This window comes from Nocardioides luteus (genome assembly GCF_015752315.1).
Classification (GTDB): domain Bacteria; phylum Actinomycetota; class Actinomycetes; order Propionibacteriales; family Nocardioidaceae; genus Nocardioides.
The window spans coordinates 109000-125729 of the sequence record NZ_JADOVJ010000001.1 but is presented as its reverse complement, the minus strand read 5'-3'; the positions used below and the strand labels follow the sequence as shown (position 1 = coordinate 125729).

Here is a 16730-nt window from a genome sequence, read left to right as displayed (position 1 = left end):
CCAGCCCACCTCCAGCCGAAACTGCAGAAATGGCGGACGAAACTCTACTTTCGTCCGCCACAACTGCCGTCTCGGCCACCACAACTGACGTCTCGGCCGGCATTTCTGCCGACTCGGCGGGGGATAAAGCAAACGCCCCGGCCTAAACGGCCGGGGCGTCGCTATTGACCGACTACTCCGAGTCGGGCTTCGGCTTCTCGATGTTGATCGGCTCATCCTGGTCGGGGAGCTCGATATCGGTCACGGTCGCGCCCTCGAGAGGAGGTACGTCCGGGATGGAGGAGCGCTTCTGACCCTCGAAGGTGAACTTCGCGGCCGGACCCTCGCCCTCGACGTCGACCACGACGATCGAGCCGGGGCCGATGTCGCCGTAGAGCATCTTCTCGGCGAGCACGTCCTCGATCTCGCGCTGCACCGTGCGGCGCAGCGGACGGGCGCCCAGGACCGGGTCGAAACCGCGCTCTGCGAGCAGCTTCTTCGCGGCCGTGGTGAGCTCGATGCCCATGTCGCGGTCCTTCAGGCGGATCTCGACGGCACCGATCATGTTGTCGACCATCGAGATGATCTGCTCCTGCGACAGCGGCGGGAACACGATGACCTCGTCGACACGGTTGAGGAACTCCGGACGGAAGTGCTGCTTGAGCTCGTCGGAGACCTTCGACTTCATCTTCTCGTAGGAGCCCGCGGCGTCGCTGGCCTGGGAGAAGCCCAGGTTGACCGACTTCGCGATGTCCCTCGTGCCGAGGTTGGTCGTCATGATGATGACGGTGTTCTTGAAGTCGACCACGCGGCCCTGGGAGTCGGTCAGGCGACCTTCCTCCAGGATCTGCAGCAGCGAGTTGAAGATGTCCGGGTGAGCCTTCTCGACCTCGTCGAAGAGGACCACGGAGAACGGCTTGCGGCGCACCTTCTCGGTGAGCTGACCACCCTCCTCGTAGCCGACGTAGCCCGGAGGCGAACCGAAGAGCCGCGAGACGGTGTGCTTCTCGCCGAACTCGGACATGTCGAGCTGGATCAGCGCGTCCTCGTCACCGAAGAGGAACTCGGCGAGCGTCTTGGACAGCCAGGTCTTACCGACACCAGACGGACCGGCGAAGATGAACGAACCGCCGGGGCGCTTCGGGTCCTTCAGACCGGCACGCGTGCGTCGGATGGCGCGGGACAGGGCCTTGACCGCCTCGTCCTGGCCGATGACGCGCTTGTGGAGCTCGTCCTCCATGCGCAGCAGGCGCTGGGACTCCTCCTCGTTGACCTGCACGATCGGAATGCCGGTCGCCACGGCGAGAACCTCGGCGATCAGCTCCTCGTCGACCTCGGCGACCTCGTCCATGTCGCCGGCACGCCAGGCCTTCTCACGCTCGGCCTTCTTGGCGATGAGCTGCTTCTCCTCGTCGCGCAGACGCGCGGCCGCCTCGAAGTCCTGGCCGTCGATCGCGGCCTCCTTGCGCTGGCGCACGTCGGCGATCTTGTCGTCGTACTCCCGCAGGTCGGCGGGGGCCGTCATCCGGCGGATGCGCAGACGCGAGCCCGCCTCGTCGATCAGGTCGATCGCCTTGTCGGGCAGGAACCGGTCGGAGATGTAACGGTCGGCCAGGGTCACCGCGGAGACCAGGGCCTCGTCGGTGATCGTCACCCGGTGGTGGGCCTCGTAACGGTCACGGATGCCCTTGAGCATCTCGATCGCGACGGCGATCGACGGCTCCGGCACCTGGATCGGCTGGAAACGGCGCTCGAGAGCGGCGTCCTTCTCCAGGTATTTCCGGTATTCGTCGAGCGTGGTCGCACCGATGGTCTGCAGCTCACCACGAGCCAGCATCGGCTTGAGGATCGAGGCGGCGTCGATCGCGCCCTCGGCCGCACCGGCGCCGACGAGGGTGTGGATCTCGTCGATGAACAGCACGATGTCGCCGCGGGTCTTGATCTCCTTGAGCACCTTCTTGAGGCGCTCCTCGAAGTCACCGCGGTAACGCGAGCCGGCGACCAGCGCACCCAGGTCGAGGGTGTAGATCTGCTTGTCCTTGAGCGTCTCGGGCACGTTGCCCTTGACGATGTCCTGGGCCAGCCCCTCGACGATCGACGTCTTGCCGACGCCGGGCTCACCGATGAGGACCGGGTTGTTCTTCGTACGCCGCGACAGCACCTGCATCACGCGCTCGATCTGGCCCTCGCGACCGATGATCGGGTCGAGCTTGCCCTCGCGGGCGTCCTGGGTCAGGTTGCGGCCGAACTGGTCGAGCACGAGGCTGGAAGAAGGAGCCTCGGTGGAGGTGGTGCCGGTCGACGCGGTCGCGCCGGAGGTGCCGGCCTGGCCCTCCTTGCCCTGGAAGCCCGAGAGCAGCTGGATGACCTGCTGGCGGACCCGGTTGAGGTCGGCGCCGAGCTTCTGCAGCACCTGGGCGGCGACGCCCTCGCCCTCACGGATCAGGCCGAGCAGGATGTGCTCGGTGCCGATGTAGGAGTGGCCGAGCTGCAGCGCCTCGCGCAGGGACAGCTCGAGCACCTTCTTGGCACGCGGCGTGAACGGGATGTGCCCGGACGGTGCCTGCTGCCCCTGGCCGATGATCTCCTCGACCTGGTTGCGGACCGCCTCGAGCGAGATGTCGAGGGACTCGAGAGCCTTGGCCGCGACGCCCTCGCCCTCGTGGATCAGGCCGAGCAGGATGTGCTCGGTCCCGATGTAGTTGTGGGAGAGCATGCGGGCCTCTTCCTGGGCCAGCACGACCACCCGGCGGGCTCGGTCAGTGAACCGCTCGAACATGTACGCATCTCTCCTAAGAATTCTGGGGCGTCACCAAGATTCAACCCCGCAGACAGCCTACGCGTTCCCGACAACACAACGCGATCCGTGCGCTGAGAGCGAACACGCGTTCCGTACGCCGGACAGCGCCGCCCACACGGACGACGACACAAAGACGGCTGCCGCGCCCCGGAGGGCACGGCAGCCGGTCGTTCGGTGCGGCGAGATCAGCCGCTCAGTGAGCCGCTTCGAAAGCAGCCCGGACCTCGGCCGGAATGCGGCCACGGTCGGGCACGGTGTAACCGTTGGCCTTCCCCCACTCGCGCATGACCTTCGGGGTCGACCCGCCGGCGGCGGGAGCCTTCTTGGCGCTGCCGCGACGGCCGCTCACCTTCTGGGCGTGACCGATGAAGAGCGCGAGAGAATCACGGAGCTTTGCCGCATTGGCGTCACTGAGATCAATCTCGTAAGAGGTGCCGTCCAGGGCGAAAGACACCGTCTCCGCAGCTTCCGAGCCGTCGATGTCATCCTCGAGGATGATCTGAACCTTCTTAGCCATGTTCCTACCTTCACTGCTCTTCACCCGGAAACGGGCCGAATATAGGCCCCGCGGTTAAGCGAGATGCGCATAGCATTACATATCATCCAGATGAATCAACAGGGTGGCATACCGAAAAACGCTAACGGCCGACATTCCTCTGGAATATCAGTTCCAGACCTTGCATCGTCAGCCACGGAGAATGCACCGAGAAGCATTTACTCTCATCGAGAACGAACTCCGCGAGATAGCCGGTCGCAATCACCGTCACTTCGTCGGCGGAGACACCCAGCTCGGCAATGATCCGGGCGACCAGACCCTCGACCTGCGCGGCCACTCCGAACACCATTCCGGACTGCAGCGCCTCGACCGTGTTCTTGGCGATCACCGACCGCGGCCGGGCGAGCTCGACCTTCCGCAGCTGCGCGCCACGCCGCCCCAGCGCTTCGAGGGACAGCTCGATCCCCGGCAGGATCGCGCCGCCGACGTACTGGCCGGAGGCGTTGACCACGTCGAAGGTCGTCGCCGTGCCGCGGAAGTCGACCACGATCGCGGGGCCGCCGTGGAGCGCCACGGCCGCGACCGCGTTGGCGATCCGGTCGGTGCCGACCTCGCGCGGGTTGTCCATGAGGATCGGGATACCGGAGCGTACGCCCGGCTCGACCACCACGCTCTCGACCGAGCCGAGATGGCGGGCGAGCATCTCGCGCCACTCGTGCAGGACCGAGGGCACGGTCGCGCACACCACCACGCCGTCCACGCTCGCCACCAACGCATCGCCGAGGATCCCCCGCAGCAGCGCCCACCATTCGTCGGCGGTGCGGTGCTCGAGCGTGGAGACCTTCCAGTCCGCGGACACGACGCCATCGGCGATCAGCCCGAGAACCGTGTGGCTGTTGCCGATGTTGACAGCGAGCAGGGACATGGCGGAGCGCCTCAGCCCTCGGACAGGTCGAAGCCGATGTCGAAGACCTTCACCGAATGGGTCAGCGCACCGACGGAGAGATAGTCGACACCGGTCTCGGCGACCTCGCGGGCCCGGTCGAGAGTCAGGCCGCCGGACGCCTCGAGCACCGCACGTCCGGCGGTGATCTCGACGGCCTCCTTCATCATCGCGGTCGACATGTTGTCGAGCATGATCCGGCCGCACCCGGCGTCGAGCAGCGCCTTGAGCTCCTCGAGCGTGGTCACCTCGACCTCGATCGGCACGTCCGGGTAGGCGAACTTCACGGCCTCGTAGGCCTGCACCGCGCCGCCGGCGGCGACGATGTGGTTGTCCTTCACGAGCGCCATGTCGCACAGCGACATCCGGTGGTTGGCACCGCCGCCGCAGCGCACGGCGTACTTCTCCAGGGCCCGGAAGCCCGGCAGCGTCTTGCGGGTGTCGAGGACCTGCGCGCCGGTGCCCTCCAGAGCCTCGGTCCAGGCCGCGACACCGGTGGCGACACCGGAGAGGTGGGAGGCGTAGTTGAGCGCCGTACGCTCCGCGGTCAGCAGCCCGCGGGTCGGCCCGGCGATCCGCATGATGACGTCGCCGGCCTTCACCTTGGAGCCGTCCTTGACGCGCTCGGTCACCGTGACCGAGTCACCCATGACGTACGCGAAGACGAGCTCGGCCACGCCGAGGCCGGCCACCACGCCGTCCTCCCGGGCGGCGAAGACGCCGATCCCGGTCGAGTCGGGGGCGATCGTGGCCACGGACGTGACGTCCTCGCTGGGCATCTCACCGGGAGCGGCCGAGGGCAGATCCTCGTCGAGGGCGAGCTCGACGGCGTCGTAGACCTCGCCGGCGTCCAGGCCGGCCTTGGTCAGCTCCTCGCGCAGCGACTGCGGGATCTCGTCGAAGGGCACGCGTCGGATGGTCATCAGGCTCCTGCCATGGTTGTGGTGGTGCGGTCGGTCGCTGGGGCCGGGGTGAAGCTGACGACAGTCTCGCCGTCCCGGAGCCGAACGTCGAAGTGGCCGGCGAACCCGGCGTCGTCGCGCTCGGCGAAGTCCTCGCGCCAGTGGGACCCGCGGGTCTCCTTGCGCAGCAGCGCGGACTTCGCCAGGGCGAGGGAGACGGTCAGCAGGTTGGTCGCCTCCCAGGCGGCGGGGTCGATCTCGGTCGCCGGCTCACTCCCGAGCTGCTCGAGCTCGTCGATCGCCTCAGCGAGGCCGGTGGCGTTGCGGAGGACCCCGACCTTGGTCGTCATCGTCTCCTGCAGCTGCTTGAGGGTGGTGCCGGGGACGAGCACGCGGCCGGCACCCGGGGCAGGATCCTCGAGCTGGCGCAGCTCCCCGGGCAGCACCTCGGCGATCCGGCGGGAGAAGACCAGCCCCTCGAGCAGCGAGTTGGAGGCGAGCCGGTTGGCGCCGTGGACACCGCTGCACGCGACCTCTCCGGTGGCGTAGAGACCGGGCACGTCCGAACGGCCCCACAGATCGGTGCGCACACCACCGGAGGCGTAGTGGCACGCCGGGGCGACGGGAATCAGATCAACAGACGGGTCGACGCCGTGCTGCTCGCAGGAGGCGAGGATGTTGGGGAACCGCTTCTCCCAGAACTCACGGCCCAGATGACGGGCGTCGAGCCACATGTTGGGGCGGCCCGTCTCGAGCATGCGCTTCATGATCGCCTTGGAGACGATGTCGCGTGGCGCCAGGTCCTCGAGCTCGTGGACACCCTTCATGAGCCGGTTGCCGTCCCAGTCGACCAGGAAGGCGCCTTCGCCGCGTACTGCCTCGGAGATCAGCGGCTGCTGGCCACGGGAGTCCTCACCCAGGTACATCACCGTGGGGTGGAACTGCACGAACTCCAGGTCGCGCAGCGTCGCACCGGCCCGCAGCGCGATCGCCATCCCGTCGGCGGTGGCGACCGCGGGGTTGGTCGTCTGCGAGAAGACCTGGCCGAGGCCGCCGGAGGCGAGCACGACGGCCCGGGTACGCACGATCCCGACGCCGTCGGGGTCGCCCTCGCCCATCACGTGGATGGTGAGGCCGGCGACGCCGCCGTCGGCGGCGGTCAGCAGGTCGACCACCATGGCGTGCTCGAAGACCAGGATCTCCGGAGCCCGCCGGACGGCCTCCATCAGCGCGCGCTGGATCTCGGCTCCGGTCGCGTCGCCGTCGGCGTGCGCGATCCGGTCGCGGCGGTGGCCGCCCTCCCGGGTGAGCGACAGGTTGCCCTCGGGGTCCTTGTCGAAGTCGGCGCCCCACTCGATGAGCTCACGGACGGCCTCGGCGCCCTCGCCGACCAGGACGCGTACGGCCTCCAGGTCGCACGCCCCGGCGCCCGCCACGAGCGTGTCGACCTCGTGCTGAGCGGGGGTGTCACCCTCGCCGAGCGCGGCGGCGATGCCGCCCTGGGCCCACTGCGTCGAGCCTGCCTGGAGCACGTCCTTGGTGACGACGGCGACCCGCTCGACCTGGTCCTTCAGCCGCAGTGCCGCGGTGAGCCCGGCGATCCCCGAGCCCACCACGATCACGTCCGCCCACTCGGTCCAGCCCGGATCGCGGGCGGAGAGCAGCTCGATGTTCATAGCGGCACGCTACTGCGTGAGAACGAGCGGTCCACGCATCTGGTCGGTCCCTGGAACCGGCTCGCTCCGGTCGGAGCCGAGCGCGACGATGTGGTTGGCCTCGTCGACGTGGACGACGTGCGGCTCGAACGCCTTGGCCTCCTCGGTGGTCATCTGCGCGTACGCGATGAGGATGACGAGGTCGCCGGGGTGGACCAGGTGGGCGGCGGCGCCGTTGATCCCCAGGACGCCCGACCCGCGCTCACCCGCGATCGTGTAGGTCTCCAGGCGGGCACCGTTGGTGATGTCGACGATGGAGACCAGCTCGCCGGGGAGGATGTCCGCGGCGTCGAGGAGATCTGCGTCGACGGTCACCGAGCCGACGTAGTGGAGGTCTGCCTGGGTGACCGTGGCGCGGTGGATCTTGCCGGTCATCATGGTGCGCAGACGAGTCATCGGGATGCTCCGATCGTGAGGCTCATGTTGTCGATGAGTCGGGTCGTGCCGACCCGGGCGGCGATGAGGATCCGGGCTTCGGTGCCCGGCTCCGGGTCGGTGGGCAGCGCCCCCAGCGCGGGGTCGGTGACCACGAGGTAGTCGAGGTCGACCCCCTTCGTCCGGCGCAGCTCGGCGCGCGCCGCCTGGAGCGCGGACTCGACACCTGCGGCGGCCTCACGCTGCGCGGCGTAGAGCGCCCGCGACAGCGTCGTCGCCTCCTCCCGCTGCTCGGGCGAGAGGTAGCGGTTGCGCGAGGAGAGGGCCAGGCCGTCGGGCTCGCGCTGCGTCGGCGCGCCGACGACGTCGACACCGAGGCACAGGTCGGCCGACATCCGGCGGATCAGCGTCAGCTGCTGGTAGTCCTTCTCGCCGAAGACGGCGACGTCGGGCTTGACCAGACCGAACAGCTTCGCGACGACGGTGAGCACGCCGGCGAAGTGGCCCGGCCGGGTCTTGCCCTCGAGCACCTCGGCGAGCTCGCCGGGGGCCACGGTCACCTGCGGCAGCCCGCCGGGGTAGACCTCGTCGACCGACGGCGCGAAGACGACGTCGACGCCTTCGCGCTCGCAGACCTCCAGGTCCGCCTCGAGCGTGCGCGGGTAGCGGTCGAGGTCCTCACCGGCGCCGAACTGCAGCGGGTTGACGAAGATCGAGACGACGACCGGACCTCCGCCGACCCGCTCACGGGCGACCCGCATCAGCGAGGCGTGCCCCTCGTGGAGCGCGCCCATCGTCGGCACGAAGCCGACGACGGCGCCGTCGCGGCGGGCAGGGTCGAGGAGCTTCGCGAGCTCCTCGCGAGTGGATGCGATCTCGGTCATCACTGGTTCCAGAGGTGGGCGGGACGCGGCAGCGGCTGTACGGCGGCGCGGTCGGCCTCGTCGAGGAGGTTCTTGATCTTGAGCGCCCGGATCGGCAGCAGCCGCCCGTCGGAGACGGCCCGGTCGAGCGTGGCTCGCGCCATCGAGACGTACGAGGCCAGGGTCTGCGGCGCGTTGGTGCGGATGTCGTCGAGGTGGGCTGCCACCGTGCCGGCGTCGCCGCGGACGATCGGGCCGGTCAGTGCCGCGTCGCCGTGGTCCAGGGCGTTGTCGAGGGCGGCGGTCAGCAGCGGGCGGAGCGTCCCCGCGGGGTCGGTGGCGCCGGCCGCGGCGAGGATCTCCATCGCCTCGGTGACGAGGGTGACCAGGTGGTTCGCGCCGTGGGCGAGCCCGGCGTGGTAGAGCGTCCGCATCTCCTCGGGCACCCACATCGGGTTGCCGCCGAGGTCGTGGACCAGCGCCTCGGCGAAGGCCCGGTCGGCGGGAGAGGCGGCGGTCAGGCCGAAGACGCAGCCCGAGAGCCGGGCGAGGTCGACCGACGTGCCGGAGAAGGTCATCGCCGGGTGGACGGCCATCACGTGGGCGCCGATCGCGGCGGCCGGCTCGAGGATGGCCAGGCCGTGGCGGCCGGAGGTGTGGGCGACGTACATCCCGGGCCGGATCGCGCCGGCGTCGGTCATCGTCCGGACGACGTTGCCGAGCATGTCGTCGGGGACGGTGAGCAGAAGGAGGTCGCACGCACGGGCGACCGCGGTCGGCTTCTCGACCGGGACCCCCGGGAGAAGCGAGGCGATGCGTGCGCGAGAGGCGTCGGACTCTCCGGCCACCGCGACGATCGAGTGACCCGCGGAGCGAAGCGCTGCAGCAAGGACGGCCCCGACGCGACCCGCGCCGACGACGCCCACCCTGAGTGGGTTCATGGTGGTAGACCTTTCGTTCCAGTCCCTCCGACCACTCCCCCTTGTGAGCGGAGCCGGGTTGGGTACCAGACGTTGTGCCTGCGTGCTCGGCCACCGTGACCGAGCCGAAACAAAGGTACGCCGCCGGTCACCCTTCCGAAACATCTCGCGGGTGTGGCACGCGTCACCCCTCCTGCCGACACCCATACCCGTCCTGGCACCACGCCGGACACGAGGGTGATTCAGACGACACGATGACCACCCCCACTGATTCAGGTGAACGGGAACTGAACGCTTACACTCATCAGCCGACTTCTTTGTATCCCTGTGGGAAGGGTCCCCCTCCTTGTCAGCCATGAGCCCGCGCCGCCGTGCGGCCCATCGCGTCGCCGACGCGATCGACCGGACGATGAACGTCGACTCCAGGCGCGTGGCCCGCGTTGCCCGCCAGGAGGCGCGCCGTGCGAGGTATGCCGTCGGGCTCGCCCCGAAGCCGGTCCTCAGCGTGGTCATGCCGATCTACAACGTGGAGCAGTGGGTCGGCGCTGCGCTCGACAGCATCCTGACCCAGTCGCTGCAGGCGCTCGAGGTCATCGTCGTCGACGACGGCTCCCCGGACGGCTCCGCCGACGTCGTACGCCGCATCGCCCGTCGCGATCCGCGGGTCAAGATCGTCACCAAGGTGAACGGCGGCCTGGGCGCGGCCCGCAACACCGGCCTGGAGCACGTCCGCGGTGACTACGTCGCCTTCGCCGACTCCGACGACATCATCCTCCCCGGGTCCTACGAGGCGATGGTCGAGCTGCTCGAGCAGTCCGGCTCCGACTTCGTGACCGCCGCCTTCGAGCGTGGCGAGCAGGGCAAGGCGACCCGCCCCAACTGGGTGAAGAAGCTGACCCGGAAGACCCGCACCGGCCTGACCATCGAGGACGAGCCCTGGGCGCTGCTCGACATCACCTCGTGGAACAAGGTCTTCCGCACCAGCTTCGTGGAGTCGCACGGGCTGCAGTTCAGCGAGGGCGTCCGCTACGAGGACCAGGTCCCGATCACCCGTGCCTATCTCAACGCCACCTTCGACATCCTCGACCGCTGCGTCTACCTGTGGCGTACGCGTGAGGACGGCACCTCGATCACCCAGCAGAAGGCGACGCTGCAGGACCTCGCCGACCGCATCCTCAGCCAGGACCGCTGCGCCGAGCTGGTCCACGACGCCCCGACCGAGGTGCGCAACACCTGGTTCGTGAAGCTGCTCGACTACGACTTCCCCAACTACGTCGAGGCCGCGATCGGCGCCGGCAACGCCGAGTACGCCGATGCCGTACGCGAGCGCCTGGCGTTCCTGCGCGACGAGATCCCCGAGGAGACCTGGGCGCGCCTCCAGTTCCGCAACCGCGTCGTCTCCTGGGCCCTGAGCCACGACGACTTCGAGCTGGTCGACGACCTGCGCGGATGGTTCCAGCAGTTCCAGTCGGGCCGTCCGATCGGGGTCGCCGACGGCCGACCGGTCTTCGTGCTCCCCGAGGGTCTCGACAAGCGCGGCACGCTCCCGCCCGAGACGCTCCGGGTCGAGGAGGTCGATCTGCTTCCCCGCGTGCAGCTGACCTCGGCCGCCTGGGACGGTTCCGACCTGGTGCTGCGCGGCGCCGCCTTCCTGCAGAACCTCACCGACGACTACGCCCCGCACGAGCTCCGGCTGCACCTGCGTGGCGACGGCGGCGACGGCGGCGACGGCGACGGCGTCGAGGTGGAGGTCCCGGTGACCCGGTTCACCGACCCGTGGCTCGACGAAGTCGCCAACCGCGCCTACGAGGACCGCGCCGGCTCCGGTTTCGAGGCCCGGATCGACGCCCAGAAGCTCGCCGAGGTGACCCCCGCCGGCCAGCAGGACCTGGTGTTCGACTTCGAGCACACCCAGGGTGACTTCACCCGGGTCTCCGGCATCACCGGCCAGGTGCCGTCGGGCCCGGCCGGCTTCCGTGAGGGTCGGGTCCTGGCCGACCGGTTGGTCCGTCTCGGTGGCAGCGGTGCCAACGGGTTCCGCGTGCACGTCTACGACGACTGGGCCCGCACCGACGGCCACCGCATCACTCCCGACGGCTCCGTCGAGCTCACCGTCGTCGGCCCCGCGCGCAACCCGATCGTCTCTCCCGACTTCGGCAAGGTGGTCGGCCGTGATGCTGACGGCGCACTGACCGTCCTGTTCCAGCCGCGGCGCTCGCGCGAGCTCGAGGTCAAGCTGACCTCCGGCGCCTACGTCCCGGTCCGCTGGTCGGAGGAGGCCAACGTCCTCGGTTCCGAGGCCGGGGCCGCCCCCGGAAAGGCGTACGTCGTGCGCAGCGGCGGCAACACCGTCCGGGTGACCCACCGCCAGCCGTCGGTGCACATCACCGCGATCGACGCGACCGAGGAGCGCCTGGTGCTCCGCGGCGTGAGCCTCGGTGCCGCCGACCACCGTCTGCAACTGACCTCGGGCCGCGCCGACGCCATCGCGAGCGCCACCCTTCCGGCCGGAGAGTTCGAGATCGAGCTCCCGGTCGCGCGCAACGCCTGGCAGCTCGGTCGCACCGCGCTGCCGACCGGCCGCTACGAGCTGCAGCTCCTCGACGCGACCGGTGCGGTGCGCGAGTTCGCCCACCTGAAGGTCGCCACCTCGCTGCGCGCGGACGGCCCGATCGACATCGAGATCCACGGCGCTCCGGTGCGCATCGGCATCAGCAACTCGTGGGGCCTGATCGTGATCTCGCACGCCCTGCCCGTGGACGTACGCGCCGGACGCAGGCAGCAGCAGCTGCGCGATCGCTACCTGGAGCAGCGTCTCGATTCGCGCCTTCCCGTCGTCCTGCTGGAGACGTTCAAGGGCAAGATGGCCGGCGACTCCCCCGCGGCGATGGCGCGGGAGCTGCTCGCCCGTCACCGCGCAGGTGACGGCCCGGAGCCGGTCTACAGCATCAACGACCGCTCGGTTCTGGTCCCCGACGGGATCCGGTCGGTCGTCCGCTTCTCGGAGGAGTGGTTCGAGCTGCTGGCTCGCGCGCGCTATCTGGTCACGAACGACAACTGGCCGTTCTTCTTCCGGAAGGCAGCAGGTCAGGCGTACATCCAGACCTGGCACGGCACTCCGCTCAAGCGCATCGCCAAGGACATCACCGACCCCAAGGGCGGGCTCTCGGTGCTCTACATGAAGACGATGGATGCCGAGGCACGCGCCTGGGACCGGCTGATCAGCCCGAGCCCCTACTGCTCCGAGATCCTTCCGCGGGCCTTCGGGTTCGACGGCGAGGTGCTCGAGTCCGGCTACCCGCGCAACGACGTGCTCGCCGCCGATGACCGTGACGAGGCCCGGGCGGCGATCCGGAGGCGTCTCGACATCGCGGACGACCAGCGCGTGCTGCTCTACACCCCGACCTGGCGTGACACCTTCTCCAAGGTGCTCTACCTCGACCCGGCGCAGGTCGTCGAGGCCCTGCCCGACGTCACCGTGCTCGTGCGTGGCCACGTCAACACCTCCGGCGGCGCCTCGGTCGCCCCGGAGCTCGCCGGCCGGATCCGCGACGTGACGCTCTACCCGGACATCAACGACCTGTTCCTGGCCGCGGACGTCCTGGTGACGGACTACTCGTCGGTGATGTTCGACTTCGCGATCCTCGACCGACCGCAGCTGTTCCTGGTGCCCGACCTGGCCGAGTACGAGGCCTCTCGCGGGTTCTACTTCGACTTCGCCGAGGCCGCTCCCGGACCGCTGTTCAGCGACAACGAGTCCCTGATCGCCCACCTGGCCGCCGGACCGGCCGCCGACGAGGCCTACGCCGGAGCGCGCGCGGCCTTCCGGGAGAAGTTCGCCCCCTGGGACGACGGCGCCGCCGCCTCCCGCGCCGTGGACGCGCTGCTGTCCGCGGCGGAGGCATGCGACTGAGGCGCAGCCGGCCGATGCTCGGCGTGGTCGTACCCGCCTACAACATCGCGCCGCTGCTCCCCGCCGCCCTCGACAGCATCCTGGGCCAGACCTACAAGAACCTGCACGTGGTCGTCGTCGACGACGGCTCGACCGACATGACCGGTGTGATCGCCGAGGAGTACGCCGAGCGCGACCCCCGCGTGAGCGTCCGCCGCACCGCGAACCACGGCCTCGGTGCCGCCCGCAACATCGGTCTGCGGCACCTGGCGGGCGCGGACTACATCACCTTCGCCGACTCCGACGACGTGGTGCCGCCGAAGGCCTACGCGACCATGGTGCACACGCTGGAGAGGACTGGATCGGACTTCGTCACCGGGTCGATCTACCGGTGGGAGGACGGCGACTACACCGAGCCGACCTGGATGCACCGCTTCCACAACCCGGCGCGGCTACGCACCACCATCGACGCCGACCCGCGCATCCTGGGCGACGTCTTCGCGTGGAACAAGGTCTACCGGCGTACGTTCTGGGACGACGCCGAGCTCTCCTGGCCCGAAGGGCTGCGCTACGAGGACCAGCCCACGCTGACCGAGGCCTACCTGAGGGCGAGGGCGTTCGACGTCATCCCGGACTTCGTCTACCACTGGCGCATCCGCACCGACGGCACCTCGATCACCCAGCAGCGCTCGACCGTCGCCGACCTGCGCGATCGTCACACCACCAAGAGGATGTCGCTGGCGACCGTCGAGAAGTACGTCGCCGACGGCGGCTCTCCTGCCGTGCTCGAGACCTTCCTGAGCAAGACCCTGCCGGGCGACCTGCGACGCTACTTCGCGGCGATCCCGACCGCCTCGGACGAGTGGTGGGATCTGCTCGTCGCCATGGTGCGCGACATCTGGTCCGGGCAGTCGCTCGCCGATACCCACCTTCCGCCGGGCCAGCGTCTCCTCGGCTGGCTCGTGGAGAACGACCGGCACGATGTCGCCAAGCATGTGGCGGCCTGGATCGCCGAGCACGGCCGCGTCCCGCGGAGCGCCGACGGCACCTCCATCGAGATCCCCGACCTCGATCTGAGCGGCGTCGACCCGTACGTCCTGCGGGTCTGAGCTCACACCCGCTCTCGGGTCGAGACCTGTCGCTCCTGCGCGGCGAGGCTGGCGAAGGATCGGGCGATCCCGCGCTTGAGGATCGGCGCCAACGGCCGCTCGACGAGGACGTGGACCAGCGCGGCCAAAGTGATCGCGACGCCCCCTGCGATCGCCAGCACGGCGTAGGGCGGGAGGTCGTTGTGGAGGCCGCTGATGATCCACCAGCCCCAGTACTGGTGGATCAGGTAGAGCGGGTACGTCAGCAGGCCCGCCGTGGTCAGGATTCTGCTGTTCAGCCGTCGCAGCGGGGTCAGGGTGACCAGCGCGACCAGTCCGATGCAGCCGAGCGTCATCAGGACACACTGCATGACCGTCGGCTCCAGGGTGGTCCACCCGATCAACCGGTCTCGGGTGTTTCCGGCGCACCAGGTCACGCTCAGCACGACGTTCTGCGCCAGGACCAGCCAGGCAAGCATCGAGCTGCGGTCGCGGGCGACCATGTACATCGCCATCCCGCAGGCGAACAGCGGGGCGTACTCGGCCAGCAGCAGGTTGGCCAGCAACCCGGACCCGGCGGTGTCGGCCATCACCGCAGCGGTCGGCCACAGCGCGGCGAAGGCGAGCGCCCGGGCACCCGTGAGCCCGACGAGCAGCAGCACACCGATCATCACGTAGAAGCGGAGCTCGAACCAGAGCGTCCAGTAGACGCCGTCGACGCTGCTCACCCCGAAGGCACTCTGGACCATCGTCAGGTTGGTGGCGATGTCGCTGAGCTGCACCTCCTTGCGCTCCGGCCAGAGCACCACGAGCAGGAACGCGGTCAGCAGCACCCCCGCCCAGTAGGCCGGGAAGAGCCTCGTCACTCGCGAGGTCACGAAGGCGGACACCGGCCGGCCCCAGGCGGACATCAGGATCACGAACCCTGAGATGACGAAGAAGAGATCGACACCGAACTGGCCGAACATCGTGTAGCGGGAGAGCTCCGGGAAGATGTCCGGCGGCACCGTCCCCTCGCCCCACGCGGGATTCTCGCGGGCGGTGAAGTGATACAGCATGACCGCGACCGCGGCGAGCAGGCGGAGGCCGTCGAGGGCCGCCATCCGGCCCAGGGAGGGCGCCTTGGCAGGCGTCCTCGGAGCAGCGTCGGGCTTGGTCGCGTCGGGCTTGGCGGTGTCGGTCTTGGAAGCGTCGGTCTTGGAGGCCGTGGCCTCGAGAGCGTCGATCACGTGGGGTCCTAGCAGAATCTAGTCGGTCAGCGTCCAGGGCCAGTCATGGAATGGGTCGGGCGTACGCCACGTCGTGCCGTAGCGCTCCTCGAGGAAGCCCTCGGGGTCGGCCGGGACGCGCACCTCCGCGCCCTTGAACGTCTGCCCGACCGAGGGCAGCAGCAGCGTGGTGTCGATGGGCCGGATCACCATCTGCTCCATGTGCAGCGAGGTCTTCTCACCCCCGACGATCATCGGGAACACGTCGATGTGAAGCCCGGTCTCCGGGTCGCGCACGTGGAAGTTCATCCCCCCGCCCGGCCGGTGCACGCTCCAGCCCTGGGCGGTGATCCGTTCGTGGAGGTCGCCGAGCATCGCCCGGCCTTCCTCCAGCGACGGGGCATGGATCGGGGTCAGCATGTCCACGTCGTCGTCGTGGGCGAGGAAGTCGCCCTCACGTACGACGCCGAGGAGCGTGCCGTAGGCGAGCATCGCGTCCTGGCCGAGGCCGGAAAGCATCTCCGTCGCGCGGACGATGGCGGTGACGTACTCCTTCGAGCGCTTGCGAAGCAGCCCGAGGTCGCGCAGCCCGTGGCGGGTCACCACCGACTGCTCGCCGCCGAGGATCTCGCTGGCCCGATTGACCTCGCGCTCGAGCCGGCCCAGCTCGTCGCGGCTGCGCAGGACACCCGAGAACGCCATCATCGACGTCGCCGTGCCGTGCACGCGGAGTCGTTCCGCCGCGAGCAGGTGTCCCAGCAGCTGCCAGGCGGCATCCGACAGCGTCCGCTGGGCCGGGAGCCTCGTCGGCAGCACCGATGCCAGCAGGCGCTGCTCCTCGGCGTCCGCCGTCAGCAGACCCTCGCCCGCCCGGCGCGCCAGCGTATCGAGGATCTCGCGCCTCGTCGCTCGGGCGCCGTCGGCCGTCCGGAGCACCGACTTGTCCACCCGCAGGCCCGTGATCCGGCTCAGCACTCGCAAGGTGTCGGCGATCACCGCGTCGGAGTCGACCGTGAAGACGGTCGGCTGGCCGTGGTCCGCCGGTGTGACCTCGACGGAGAGGCGCCGGGAGCGGTCACCCCATCGGTCGCGACGGTTGTAGACCCTCACCTCGTCGGCAGCGATCGGCTCGCGGAAGGTCACCGACCACCACGCGCCCTTCTCCTTCGTGGTCCGCAGCGTCCCGTAGGTGAACGGGTCCGCACCCGCAGGCTGGGTCGGCGCCACGGAGCTCTGGGTGATCTCGGCGTTCCCGCGCTCGACGGGGACGCGCACCCCTCCGTCGTAGAGCTCGATGCCCCGCAGGTCGACCTGTCCCTCGACGTCGTCGGGGACGTGCATCCGGATCGACGACACCGGTCCTCGGACGCCGATGGCGAGCCGGTTCGCCTCGATGCCGCCGAAGTAGCCGAGGGAGGGCAAGAGCACGTTGGTACCGGGAAGATCGCGGAGCGGCGTACGGAATCGACGTGCCAACGCCGCAAAGGTCGTGGAAACCATGGGAACTCTCAGGTCGGGGGGACGGACGATCGATGGTGCAGCGCCATCG

At 69.4% G+C, this 16730-nt stretch carries 12 protein-coding genes; 2 read left to right on the top strand and 10 right to left on the bottom strand.

Annotation, left to right across the window (positions count from 1 at the left end; all coding sequences use genetic code 11):
• Positions 1-172: 172 nt before the first annotated feature.
• The 8 genes from HD557_RS00590 to HD557_RS00555 all read right to left on the bottom strand — a co-directional run bounded on the left by HD557_RS00590 (position 173) and on the right by HD557_RS00555 (position 9014).
• A complete protein-coding gene (locus HD557_RS00590) occupies positions 173-2758 on the bottom strand; it encodes an ATP-dependent Clp protease ATP-binding subunit (RefSeq protein WP_196872450.1) in 2586 nt (861 codons plus the stop codon).
• Between the two features lie 214 nt (positions 2759-2972).
• The gene (locus HD557_RS00585) at positions 2973-3296 is read right to left on the bottom strand and encodes a histone-like nucleoid-structuring protein Lsr2 (protein WP_008354872.1); all 324 of its coding nucleotides are present in this window, start codon (positions 3294-3296) and stop codon (positions 2973-2975) included.
• Between the two features lie 121 nt (positions 3297-3417).
• On the bottom strand, positions 3418-4200 hold the full coding sequence (locus HD557_RS00580) for a type III pantothenate kinase (protein WP_008354873.1): 783 nt from the start codon (positions 4198-4200) through the stop codon (positions 3418-3420).
• Positions 4201-4211: 11 nt separating this feature from the next.
• Entirely contained in the window at positions 4212-5141 is a 930-nt protein-coding gene (gene nadC, locus HD557_RS00575; RefSeq protein ID WP_196872449.1) for a carboxylating nicotinate-nucleotide diphosphorylase, read from the bottom strand.
• Entirely contained in the window at positions 5141-6796 is a 1656-nt protein-coding gene (locus HD557_RS00570; protein WP_196872448.1) for an L-aspartate oxidase, read from the bottom strand. The genes nadC and HD557_RS00570 overlap by 1 nt, the downstream gene beginning before the upstream one ends.
• A 9-nt stretch (positions 6797-6805) precedes the next feature.
• Positions 6806-7231, bottom strand: coding sequence for an aspartate 1-decarboxylase (panD, locus tag HD557_RS00565; RefSeq protein ID WP_008354878.1), 426 nt, complete (start codon positions 7229-7231; stop codon positions 6806-6808).
• Entirely contained in the window at positions 7228-8094 is an 867-nt protein-coding gene (gene panC / locus HD557_RS00560; RefSeq protein WP_196872447.1) for a pantoate--beta-alanine ligase, read from the bottom strand. Before panC ends, panD begins: the two co-directional genes overlap by 4 nt.
• The gene (locus HD557_RS00555; RefSeq protein WP_196872446.1) at positions 8094-9014 is read right to left on the bottom strand and encodes a Rossmann-like and DUF2520 domain-containing protein; all 921 of its coding nucleotides are present in this window, start codon (positions 9012-9014) and stop codon (positions 8094-8096) included. The genes panC and HD557_RS00555 overlap by 1 nt, the downstream gene beginning before the upstream one ends.
• 334 nt (positions 9015-9348) lie before the next feature.
• On the opposite strand from HD557_RS00555, the gene HD557_RS00550 reads away from it, so the two are divergent.
• Entirely contained in the window at positions 9349-12906 is a 3558-nt protein-coding gene (locus HD557_RS00550) for a bifunctional glycosyltransferase/CDP-glycerol:glycerophosphate glycerophosphotransferase (RefSeq protein ID WP_231380121.1), read from the top strand.
• Entirely contained in the window at positions 12897-13994 is a 1098-nt protein-coding gene (locus HD557_RS00545; protein WP_008354885.1) for a glycosyltransferase family 2 protein, read from the top strand. The genes HD557_RS00550 and HD557_RS00545 overlap by 10 nt, the downstream gene beginning before the upstream one ends.
• 2 nt (positions 13995-13996) lie before the next feature.
• Here HD557_RS00545 and HD557_RS00540 read toward each other — a convergent pair whose 3' ends face one another.
• Both HD557_RS00540 and HD557_RS00535 read right to left on the bottom strand, forming a co-directional pair.
• Complete coding sequence (locus tag HD557_RS00540) at positions 13997-15202, bottom strand: acyltransferase family protein (RefSeq protein WP_008354887.1); 1206 nt, start codon at positions 15200-15202, stop codon at positions 13997-13999.
• Between the two features lie 18 nt (positions 15203-15220).
• Positions 15221-16657 carry a LicD family protein gene (locus HD557_RS00535; RefSeq protein ID WP_196872444.1) on the bottom strand — a complete coding sequence of 479 codons (1437 nt, stop codon included), beginning with the start codon at positions 16655-16657 and terminating at the stop codon, positions 15221-15223.
• Positions 16658-16730 lie beyond the last annotated feature (73 nt).